This window comes from Paraburkholderia sp. BR10872 (assembly GCF_040965835.1).
GTDB classification, from domain to species: Bacteria; Pseudomonadota; Gammaproteobacteria; order Burkholderiales; family Burkholderiaceae; genus Paraburkholderia; species Paraburkholderia nodosa_A.
In genome coordinates, this window is record NZ_JBFRCN010000049.1 from 1 (window position 1) to 11,401 (window position 11,401).

7 protein-coding genes are annotated in these 11,401 nt (G+C 64.8%); 3 read left to right on the plus strand and 4 right to left on the minus strand.

The annotated features are described in order from the left end of the window. Positions 1-477: 477 nt before the first annotated feature. Genes AB4Y43_RS30230 through AB4Y43_RS30240 form a run of 3 tightly spaced genes read right to left on the minus strand, consistent with a single transcriptional unit; the run spans position 478 to position 6,629 of the window. Positions 478-2,964 (minus strand): glycosyltransferase family 4 protein, encoded by a 2,487-nt coding sequence (locus AB4Y43_RS30230; protein ID WP_368685121.1) that lies wholly within the window; start codon positions 2,962-2,964, stop codon positions 478-480. After that, a complete protein-coding gene (locus tag AB4Y43_RS30235; RefSeq protein WP_069266039.1) occupies positions 2,961-4,427 on the minus strand; it encodes a flippase in 1,467 nt (488 codons plus the stop codon). The genes AB4Y43_RS30230 and AB4Y43_RS30235 overlap by 4 nt, the downstream gene beginning before the upstream one ends. A gap of 30 nt (positions 4,428-4,457) precedes the next feature. Continuing rightward, positions 4,458-6,629: a hypothetical protein gene (locus AB4Y43_RS30240; RefSeq protein WP_368729500.1), complete on the minus strand. Its 2,172-nt coding sequence runs from the start codon at positions 6,627-6,629 to the stop codon at positions 4,458-4,460. A gap of 409 nt (positions 6,630-7,038) precedes the next feature. Here AB4Y43_RS30240 and AB4Y43_RS30245 point away from each other — a divergent pair, with 409 nt between their 5' ends. The 3 genes from AB4Y43_RS30245 to AB4Y43_RS30255 are packed head-to-tail and all read left to right on the plus strand — an operon-like array spanning position 7,039 to position 10,157. After that, positions 7,039-8,133, plus strand: coding sequence for an acyltransferase (locus AB4Y43_RS30245; protein ID WP_069266040.1), 1,095 nt, complete (start codon positions 7,039-7,041; stop codon positions 8,131-8,133). A gap of 37 nt (positions 8,134-8,170) precedes the next feature. Then, positions 8,171-9,214: a GDP-mannose 4,6-dehydratase gene (gene gmd / locus AB4Y43_RS30250; protein WP_069266041.1), complete on the plus strand. Its 1,044-nt coding sequence runs from the start codon at positions 8,171-8,173 to the stop codon at positions 9,212-9,214. Continuing rightward, positions 9,201-10,157 carry a GDP-mannose 4,6-dehydratase gene (locus AB4Y43_RS30255; protein ID WP_368729477.1) on the plus strand — a complete coding sequence of 319 codons (957 nt, stop codon included), beginning with the start codon at positions 9,201-9,203 and terminating at the stop codon, positions 10,155-10,157. The genes gmd and AB4Y43_RS30255 overlap by 14 nt, the downstream gene beginning before the upstream one ends. Before the next feature lie 79 nt (positions 10,158-10,236). Here the strand turns inward: AB4Y43_RS30255 and AB4Y43_RS30260 are convergent, their stop codons facing one another. Then, positions 10,237-11,394, minus strand: a complete 1,158-nt coding sequence (locus AB4Y43_RS30260; protein WP_368729478.1) for a glycosyltransferase family 4 protein — start codon at positions 11,392-11,394, stop codon at positions 10,237-10,239. Positions 11,395-11,401 lie beyond the last annotated feature (7 nt).

Consider the following 11,401-nt stretch of genomic DNA (forward strand, 5'->3'; position numbering starts at 1 on the left):
CCTGCCACAGTTCACATCTCGACGTAAATGGTGAATGGCTCCGGAGCGTCTGTCACCTCGCACCTTCAAAGGTAGTGACAAGGCGCTCATCCTTCCGGCGGCGCTGCGCGCGCCGAATGGCATAACCCAACACCAGCGGGGCGCGTGCGTTCTCGCGAACCTTGGCAATCCCCCCTGGTTTCCCATGCAGACCCAACCGCAGCGAGCGTAGCGAGCAGCGGGATGAATGACTGCCTTGTCACTCACTTGGGTGGTGCGAGGTGACAGACGCTCCGGAGCCATTCACCATTTACGTCGAGATGTGAACTGTGGCAGGCGCTGGCGGTTTGAGCGGCTTTCTTTGCCTACTTTCTTTGCCGCCGCAAAGAAAGTAGGTGCCGCCCCGCACAGGGGCAACACTTGCATACCGACGCGAACACAAGGAAAGGCCAACGCGGCCAGAAGCCGCGAAAAAAGGCCTAAAAAAAGCAAAAAAACTTACTTGCCCCGAGCAACAACCCCATCGAGCACCCGCTCGACAGCATCGACATACTGCTGCTTCCCAAACCGCTCCCGGGCAGTAGCCAGCCCTTGCACAGCAAGCCGATCCCGCAACGCCGCGTCGTCGTGCAACCTGCCGATGGTGGCAGCCAGTTCCTTGGCATCACCTGGCGTACAAAGCAGCCCGCTTTCACCATGCTCGACGATCTCAGTCACACCACCATCGCGAGAAGCAACCACGGGCCTTTGCGCCAGCATCCCCTCAACGACCACACGCCCAAACGGTTCAGGCGTAATAGACGTATGCGCGATCACATCGACCGCCCGCATACAAGCCGCAATGTCATGCCGGAAGCCGAGAAAATGCACACGCTCCTGCAGCCCGTTCGCCTCGACGAATGCACGCAGCTCGGCAGCGTAAGCGTCCTCACCGAACAGCGGCGCACCAACAAACACAGCATGCGCACGCGGCTCGTCGAGCAACGCTTCGAGCAGCACATGCTGGCCTTTCCAGCGCGCCAGACGGCTGAAAGCACCAACCAGGAACGCATCCTCGGGCAACCCGATCTGCACCCGCAGTTGAGCCTGCGGCACGCGCGCGAGCGCACGGAACGGCGATTCATCCACGCCGTTGTGCACCACGTCGATGCGCTTCGCGTCGAAGCGCGTGAGCTGCGCAAACACCTTCGCCGATGCATGCGAGTTAGCGATCACATGCGCGAGCCCCAGCTTCGCGCAGCCCTTGATCACCGCGCGCTGCACGCGGCCGAAATGCTCGTCGCTAACAATGTCGCGCAAATGCCAGACCACCGGCTTGCGCGCGAGCTTGCCCGCAAGCACGCCGATTACCATCGCGCGCTGCGTGTTGGCGTAGAGCACGTCGGCTTCGCGCGCGCGGCGGCGCGTCTCGCGCACGAGCGCAGCAATGCCCGCAAGCACGCCCAGTCGCGGCGCCGTGCCGCCATCGCGGCGCACCTTGTTCAACGCACCCGAATCGATCACCTCCACGCGCGCGCCGGCTTTGTCGAGCGCCTCCCTGAAGGGCCCGTCGTTGAAGAGCAGCACGTCGATGCGCGAGCGCAAGCCCTTCACCACTTCCAGCAGCGATAGCTCGGCGCCGCCCAGCACACCGCTCTGGTCGATGGCGAGCACGCGCGGCGCGTCCGCTGCGTCCGCTTCGATCTCGTACGGCGCTGCGCCGTGTGCCGAGCCCGCCTGCGCGATCGCCGGCACCGCTTTCGCCACGCGCGCGAAGAATTGCTCGCGGAAATGCCGCGAAGAAAAGCGCTCGGCATTCGCGCGGCAATCCTCGGCGCGGAATCGGCCAGGATCGCTTTCGAACGACTCGACGGCGTCGATGATCGCGTCCGCGTTTTGCTCTTCGAAGAAAATGCCCGTGGGCCGCGAACCGGTGTCGCGCACCGTTTCGAGCGCGCCGCCCTTGCCGAATGCAATCACGGGCGTGCCGCAGGCCTGCGCCTCGACCACGGAAATGCCGAAGTCTTCTTCCGCTGCGAACACGAACGCCTTGGCGCGGCGCATGCGGTCGTGCAGTACGGCGAACGGCTGATAGCCCAGCACTTCCACATTGGGCGTCGCCTTCGCGCGCACCTTGTGCATGTCGGGGCCGTCGCCGATCACCACGAGGCGCCGCTCGGGCATGCGCGCGAATGCCTCGACAATCAGGTCGATCTTCTTGTACGGCACGAGCCGCGAGGCCGTCAAATAGAAGTCGTCTTTAGTGGTTTCCAGCTCGAACGCGTCGATATCCACGGGCGGATAGACCACCTCGGCCTGGCGCTGATACACCTTCTGAATGCGTCGCGCAATGAACTCCGAGTTGGCGACGAACTGGTCGACCGAATTCGCAGTGCGCACGTCCCAGTTGCGGATGTAGTGCAGGATCAGGCGCGCGAGCATCGACTTCGGCCCGCGCGTGAGGCTCGACTCCTGCAGGTACTGATGCTGGAGGTCCCACGCATAGCGGATCGGCGAATGCACGTAGCTGATATGGAACTGGTCCGGTCCCGTGAGCACGCCCTTGGCCACCGCATGGCTGCTCGAAATCACCACGTCGTAGCCCGACACGTCGAGCTGCTCGATGGCGAGCGGCATGAACGGCAGGTACGCGCGATAACGCTTGCGCGCGCCCGGCAGCTTCTGGATGAACGAGGTCGTCGCGCGCTTGCCGCGCAAGAACGTGCGGTCTTTCGCATCGACGAAATCGACGACCGAGAACAGGTCTGCATCCGGAAAGCAGGCAAGGATCTGCTCGAGCACCCGCTCCGCGCCCGCGTAGGTCACGAGCCAGTCGTGCACGATGGCCACGCGCGGCGCACGGCCTGCGGCGAAGGCTGGCCGCAGTGGCCGCAGCGGCATGACGGCGCCCGTTTCGGAGCGTCGCGGTTTGGTGGCGTCGCGCCGTTGAAGGGGCGCGGCAGCGCTTTCGGACGGCGCCGCTTCGTCGATCAGTTCGTGACTCATGCGCTTTTCCGTGAATTCAGTCGAAAGAGAAGGGAACGGGCGTAGCCGCGCAGCATCGGCGTGGTCGCAACCGACCACACCACGTTGGCAAGTGCGAGCACGACACCGGCGCCGATTGCGTACAGCGCGTCCGGCAGCCACCACGCAAGAGCGAGCGCAGCGGCGAGAAAACTCAGGTGAGCAAACATATCGACGATGATCGTGCGGCTATGAATGCGCGAAAGCCACAGCAGTACGACGTAGTCGAACAGTGCGCGAAACAGCACGGCGGCCGCCGCGCCCGGCAAGCCGAAGCGCGATATGCCGAGCCACAGCAGACCGGCAAAGAGCGGCAGCTCCACGAGCCCCACGCGCGCGGCGGCGGCAGGATTGTTTTGCGACTGGATGAGAATGCGCGTGACGCCCGCCTGCCCGACGAGCCACACGGCGATGATCAGCACGCGCCCAACCGGTGCGCCATGCGCGGCGATCACGGGCCCGACCCACGCATGCAGGAAGGGCTGGAGCACCACGATCGCGCCGATGGCGATCGGCGTGAACACGGCATTGAGAAACTGCAGCGACTGCGCGGCGATTTCATCGGCATGCTCGCGGCCCAGCGCGGACAGGCGCGGAAACAGCGTGCGCACGAGCGCATTGGGCACCATGTTCAGGCGCGTGACGAGGTTCTGCGGCACGGTGTAATACGTGACGAAGCGCGCACCGAGGCCCGCGCCCAGCATCATGCGGTCGAGCGAGTCCGCGACCATCGTCGTGATGCTCGCGACCAGCATCCAGCCGCCGAAATTGAAGAGCGCCTTCGACGTATCGAGGCGCGGCCCGCGCACCTTGCGAATGCCGAGCACGCGCAGCGCCGAGCGGCCGAGCAGGATCGCGGCGGCCAGACGCGCGAATACGGCGGCGGCCAGCACGGTCTGCAGATTCGGCTCGTACGCCCAGGCAGCGGCAAGCGGCAGCAGCTGGAACAGGAACGTGCCGAGCGTCTGGTTCGTGTTGTAGATGCCGAAGCGCTCCGCGCCGTTGATCGCACCCGCGAACACCCACGAGACGTTCGCCACCGGAATCGCCACGGCGAGCCAGGGCAGCGCGAGATAGACTTCGTGCCGCAACTCGGGCGTGACGTGCGTGAAATACGCGGTATAAAGCGCGCCGCCCGAATAGATCAGCAGGCCGCCAATCGCGCCGGTCGTGAAGTTCAGCCAGAACGCGCTCCAGAACACACGCTCGCAGGCGTCGGCGTCTTTCGACGCATACGCCTTCGAGATCTGGTTCTGCGCGGCCATGCTCATGCCGAGGTCGAGCACGCTGAAGTAGCCGATCAGCGTCCAGACGAGCGCGATCACGCCGTAGCGCTCGACACCGAGCAGGCGGATATAGGAAGGCACCGTGACGAGCGACACGAAGGTCGGCAGCACGAGACCGAACAGATTGATTGCGACGTTGCGCAGTATGCCTTTATCCATTGGGTATCCAGTTGCGGGGCCCGTAGCGGGTCAGGCCGGTTTCCAGCGGTACATGAGCACCTTGCCGCGCGCGTCTTCCTCGACGAACACGAGGTATTCGCCGTTCGCTTCGCGATGCGCGGTGATGCCGAACGGCACGTCGACCCAGCCCGAGGTATTGCCCACTTCGGCGCCCGGGCCGAAGGTGCCGATCTCCTTCGCACTGTCCTTGTCGTACACGTGGACGTTGCCCGCGGGCTCGACCACGAACACGTACTGGCCTTCCACCGTGAGCCCCGCGGGCGTGACGGGCGGTTTCGCTTTCGGGTCCCACGGCAGGCGCAACATGTAGTGCTGCTCGGGGTGGCCGCTCGACCACTTGTCGTAGCGCACCAGCACGCGCCCCGCTTCCTTCCAGAAGCCCGGATCGTGCGGCGCATCGGCCGTATAGCCCGTCACGTAGAGCGTGTCGGTCTGCGGCTCGTAGATCGCGCGATGCACCTCGGTAAACGGCGCGGGGACCGCGTATTTGTCGAGCTTGTCGTACGAGTAGATCGGATTGCCCTTCGCGTCGAGCCCGCCATAGCGGAAGCGCCAGATGCCCTTGTCGTCGCGCGCGCGCCAGATGTCGCCGCGCGTGTCGATCCACCAGCCCCACCCGCCTGCCAGATGGTCGCGGCCCGGATTGCGCGTGAATTCGTCGGCGTCGAAGGCACCGTTGCCGTTCGCATCGCGCCAGATCCAGTCGCCGCCGGGCGGCGGCGCGTTCGGCACGTTCTGCACCCCGCGGCCGCGGCCCGCAATGAAGCCGGAGGGAATCGCGGTCTCGCCGTCGCGCTGCGCGTCGAAGCGGTAGATCTTCAGGTGGTCCGCGTACATGTCGGTGAGGAACAGGAACGTGTGCCCGTTCAACACGCGCGCGATTGGCAGGCCCGGCCACTGGTCCGTGTGGAAAACGGGATCGTCGGGATAGCGGAATCGATTGGACAGGAATCCGACATATTTCCAGTCCTGCCCCGGCGGCTTCGACAAGTCGAGTTCGAAGCGCTTGTTGCCCGTGTAGACGCTGTTGGGGCGCTGCGGGTCCACCCACGCGCCGTCCACGAACAGCAGGCCTTCCAGGTTCCACAGGCGCTTGCCGGCAGGCGTATAGGCCTCCAGCGTTGCGCCAAGACCCGCGCCGATGTTGTCTTCGTGCTGCGGTCCGACGCCGTTGGTCGAGACGTAGATGTTCCCGCGCGCGTCGGTGCCGACGCCCGTGAGGCCATTGAAGCGGCCCGGCCCCGGCCGCCCCGCGACGCCCGAAAAAATGCCGCCGCTCTCGCCGAGCGTGGCGCTCTGCGTCCACCTCTTGCCGTTGCGCGTGAAAATGAGGATCTGCTGGCGCGGACCGTTATCGGCGATCAGGAGGCGTTGCTGCGGATCGAACGCGAGATCCACCGGCGCCGAATCGTCGGGTAGCGCGAGCGTGTCGTCGAGGCGCTTGCCATCCGCCGAGTAGTGCTCGACGCGCGGATGCGCGGCGCCCTTACCCGCTTCGGCGCCCGTGAGCACCCACACCGACCCGTCGGCCGCGAGCGCGATGCGGCCCGGCGCCTGCACGTCCCATTGCCCCTTGCGCTGCATCGAGTTCGCGTCGTACACCTCGATGCGGTTCATCGGCGTGTTGCTCACATAGAGCGTCGAATCCGTCGCGGCGAGTCCGCCAATGTCGGCATGCGTGCCCATGGGCACGTCGTTGATCTTCAGGAACGACGCGGAAAGCTGCGCATGCGGATTGAGCGGATCGGGCGAAGCCTGAAATGCGGCGGCGCGCTTGGGCTCGTCGAGCGGCCGGCGCGTGATGCCGTACCACTGGCTGCCCTTCGCAGGCCAGATGCCGCTGCCGACCAGATGACCCTTCTCGTTGCCCACGCCGACCGCTGCATACAGATAGCGATGATTCACGGCCACGGCGTTGCCGCCGGCTCCCCCCCAGCCATGCGTGCCGCCGGCGAAGCCGAGCGGCTTGCCGTCCTGGTACGCGCTGATCTCGGCGCCGCTCTCGTCCCACGGCGCATTGGTGAACACCTTGCCTTCGGGCGTGACGGCGATGGCCGTGACGTTGATTTGCATCCAGGTGCCCTGGCCGTTGCCAAAGCTATTGCCGATCCACGAGGTCGTCACATTGAGTTGCGGCGCGGCGATGGTCTGAACCGACGACGTGCAGATAAACGTGCACATCGCGGCCAGTGCCAACGTCCTGCGCAAGCGGCGATCGGGATTCGATAACGGCAAGGCAATTCCTCCGGTCAAGTGACGGCAATCTGCCAGGATCATGCCGTACAAATCCGCTGAAAAATCGCCTCCAAAAAAGGGAAAATAATTCAAAAAAATTCAGTATTTATGACCCATTTCTGAGTCATCCGGAAATAAACTCCCGAACACCGGATATCACGCCAAAAAGCCGTGCGGCGCGGTGTTCGGCACGCCCGCCACACTTTCCATTCGGCAATGCGTATTTCATATCGCGCAAATTCCGGCATTTAAATTCAAAAATCCAGAATCAATATATTTCGGCTTTTTGAACATTTAATTCTTTCTAGAATGAATCGCGAAGCAATCGCGCATGCATGACCCCACCGGAGAACCGATGACCGTAAGCCGCCCAGTCAGTCAACAAGGCCTCGCCGACCATTCCCACCGCATCGTCCAGCTGGACGGTCTGCGTGCCTTCGCCGTGCTCGCCGTGTTCGCGCAGCACGCGTTGCGCGCGCCGCTGTGGATGGGCGTCGACCTGTTCTTCGTGCTGAGCGGCTTTCTCATCACCGGCATCCTGCTCGAGCGCAAGGCGCGCGGGCAATCGTATTTCAGCTACTTCTATGCGCGCCGGGTGCGCCGTATCCTGCCGCCCTACGTGCTGCTGCTCATCGTTTCGTCGCTGCTGTTCGGCTTCGGCTGGGCACACTACTGGCCGTGGTATGCGTTCTTCGCGACCAATATCGGCGACGCACTCGGCCAGAGCGGGCACGACAGCCTCAACATTCTCTGGTCGCTCGCCGTCGAAGAGCAGTTCTACATCGTGTGGCCCTTCGTCGTGCTGCTTCTGCCGCAACGGCTCATGGCCGTCGTGGCCGCCGCGCTCATTTTTGTCGTACCCGTGCTGCGCGCCGTCGCGACCCCGTGGTTCGACTCGTACTGGCCCATTTACTACCTCACGCCGTTCCGCATGGATTTGCTGGCCGCCGGCGCGCTGCTCGCCGTGCTCGTGCGCCGCGACCGCAATGCGCTCGAGCCCTTCAAATGGCCCGCCGCCGTGCTCTTTTTCGCGGCGCTCGGCGTGCTGGCCTGGCTGCACCTGCACTACCCGCGCTTTCGAGGCATGAACACGCCGCTCTCCAACGCCATGCTCTATAGCGTTTCGCTCGTGCTCTGCACCTCCATCGTCGTGTTCGCGCTGCAGTCGAAAGGCATCGTGCGGCGCCTGCTGTCCAACCCGGTGCTCGTGTATATCGGCACGATCAGCTACACGATCTACCTCATTCACCTCACGATTCTCTATGCCGTGTGGCCGCTCCATTACGGCCGCATCCAGAGCGCCGCGATTGCACTCGTCCTCACGCTCGCTTATGCGAGCGCGAGCTGGTTTCTCTTCGAGCGCCGCCTCACGCGCGGTCCGCGCCGCCGTCCAGCGGTTGAGCCGGTCGACCTCACCGCGCGCGTGAGCCAGTCGAGCCCGCAGTCGTAATTCCTGAATCCCGTTCGATACTTCAAAGGCACATCACATGAACGAACGTCGCAAAGCGATCATCACCGGTGTTTCCGGCCAGGACGGCGCCTACCTCACGCGTCTTCTGCTCGACAAGGGCTACAACGTCACGGGCACCTATCGCCGCACCAGTTCCGTCAACTTCTGGCGCATGAACGAGCTGGGGATCCTCGACCATCCGTCGCTCGACCTCGTCGAACACGACCTCACGGACGCGGGCTCGACCCTGCGCCTCGTCGAACGCGCCCAGGCGCAGGAGGTCTACAACCTCGCCGCCCAGAGCTTCGTGGGCGTGTCGTTCGACCAGCCCGCCACGACCGCCGAAGTCACCGGCATCGGCGTGCTGAACATGCTCGAAGCGATTCGCGTCGTAAATCCGAAGGCGCGTTTCTACCAGGCTTCGACCTCCGAAATGTTCGGCAAGGTCCAGGCCATTCCGCAATGCGAGGACACGCCGTTCTATCCGCGCAGCCCCTATGGCGTGGCCAAGCTGTTCGCGCACTGGTCCACGGTCAACTACCGCGAGTCCTACGACATCTTCGCGACGAGCGGCATTCTCTTCAACCACGAGTCGCCGCTGCGCGGGCGCGAGTTCGTCACGCGCAAGATCACCGACAGCGTCGCCAAGATCAAGCTCGGCAAGCTGAACATGCTCGAACTCGGCAACCTCGACGCCAAGCGCGACTGGGGCTACGCCTCCGAATACGTCGAGGGCATGTGGCGTATGCTGCAGGCCGACGAGCCCGACACCTACGTGCTCGCCACGGGCCGCACCGAAACCGTGCGCGACTTCGTGAAGATGGCCTTCGCCGCCGCCGGTTTCCAGCTCGAATGGTCGGGCAAGGGCGAGCGCGAAACCGGCATCTGCGTCGCCACGGGCCGCACGCTCGTGCGCGTGAGCCCGCGCTACTACCGCCCCGCCGAAGTCGATCTGCTCATCGGTGACGCGACCAAGGCGCAGGAGAAACTCGGCTGGAAACCGCAGACTTCGCTCGAGCAGCTCTGCCAGATGATGGTCACGGCCGACCTTGCGCGTAACGAACGCCATGACACATTCTGAGCCCGCTAGCCGTCCGCGCGCGCTCATCACGGGCATTGGCGGCTTTACGGGCCGCTATATGGCCGCTCGCCTCGCGGCGGACGGCTACCGCGTGTGGGGCACCGTGCGGACGGGCGAATCGCTGGACGCGGAAGCCTTCCCGTTCGGCGCCACCGCAATCGAGGCCGACTTGCTCGACCGCGCCGCGATCGCCCATGCGCTCGAAACCGTGCAGCCCGACGTGGTCGTGCATCTCGCCGCAGTGGCCCACGTGGCCGACAGCGACGTGGCACGCACCTACGTCGTGAACATCGTCGGCACCCGCAATCTGCTCGAGGCACTCGCGCAGCAGAAGCACGTGCCGCGCGCCGTCTTGCTGGCCAGCAGCGCGAACGTCTACGGCAACGCCACGAACGGCGTGATCGACGAACAGGTCGATCCCCAACCCGCCAACGACTACGCGGTCAGCAAGCTCGCGATGGAATACGTCGCGAGGCGCTTTCAGGCGCAGTTGCCGATCATCATCGCGCGCCCGTTCAACTACACGGGCGTAGGCCAGTCGCCGGACTTCCTAATCCCGAAGATCGTCGAGCACTACGCACGCGGCGAAAAAGAGATCTCGCTCGGCAACCTGCACGTGGCCCGCGACTTCTCCGATGTGCGCGACGTGGTGAACGCCTATGCGCGGCTCGTCGAAGTCGCGCCGCGCGGCACCACCGTCAACGTCTGCTCGGGCAGCGGTCAGACGCTTGGTGCGCTGCTCGACATGCTCGCGCGCATCGCCGGCTACGAGATCGAGGTGCATGTCGATCCGCGGTTCGTGCGCGCCAACGAAGTGCGTCAGCTGATCGGGTCGAATGCGAAGCTGCGTTCCATCGTTGGCGACAGCTCGCGCAAACACCTCGAAGAAACCTTGCGCTGGATGTACGAAGAGGCCCGCGAACGCGTAGTCGAAACGCAATAGCGCTGCTTGGCTGCTCTCGTTCTACAAATCAACCGCCGCTCTCCCGAGCGGCGGTTTTCTTTGGGTCGATCGACTCGCTTCAGTGAGCGGCGATGGCTTCCGCGTACACACCGGCCACGCGCTTCGCGATCACGGCGTTGTCGAAGTGCTCGCGTGCGTACGCCTTGCATGCCTCTTCATCCGGCAGCTTGATGCGGCCCGAAAGCGCGCCGTCGATGCCATCGGCGATCGCGTTCGCGCCCGTGCTCGGCAGCACGAGATCTTGCGACAGACCCGCCACCGCCTCCGGCAGACCGCCCACGGGCGTCACCAGAACCGGCGTACCCGCGGAAAGCGACTCCACCGTGATCAGGCCAAAGCCCTCCAGCGCCACTGTCGGCACCACGCTCAGCGTGGCCGCGCGATAGAGCGAGGGCAGGTGCGCGTCGGGCACGAAACCGAGCAGCTTCACGTTGTCGGCGAGGCCTGCTTCGTCGATACGCTGCTGAAGTTCGGACTCCAGACGGCCTCGCCCCGCGATCAGCAGGAGCACGTCCGGGTGGCGTTGCTTCACCATCTTGATCGCGTCGATCAGGTCTTCGAGGCCCATGCGGCGCACGAGGCGGCGCACGGCGAGGATGATCGGGCGGCCTTGCGGCAACTGGAGCTTCAGGCGCGCTTCCGCCGTCGTGCAGGCCGTGTCGAAATGCGCCGTATCCACGCAGCCCGGCACGATGCGCACGCGCTCGGGCGAAATAGCGTAGCGGCGCGTGAGAATGTCGCCAAACGCCTTCGACAGCACGATGAGCCGCGAGGAGCGCTCATACACCGACTGCTCCAGCGAGTGCTTGATGCGCTGGCTCAGCGTGGCCGCACCTTCCACGAAACTTTCGTCGGCCCACGGGCCCTGGAAGTGCGAAACCTGCGGAATGCCGCGCGTGACGTCGAGCCCGGGGAAGGTGTACAGCGCGAAGTGCGAGGAAATCACGTCGGGGCGGTGGCGGCGAATCTCGCTGCGCAGCGCACGGCGCGCGTCCATGAGGCGAAACGGCAGCGAGCGCGAAGCGGAGCCGAAGCCGTGAATCGCGCCGCCGCTGTCCTGGGCCACCTTGGGCGAGCCGGCCACGACGCCGCGCACGCGCACGCCCGCGCCGGGCAGCGCGCCGACGAGCGAGTAGTACATGCGGTCGAGGCCGCCTGCGCGCTCGGGAAACCAGTGCATGCCGATCTGCAGCGATTGAATGGATTGTGTGGTCATCGCGTGT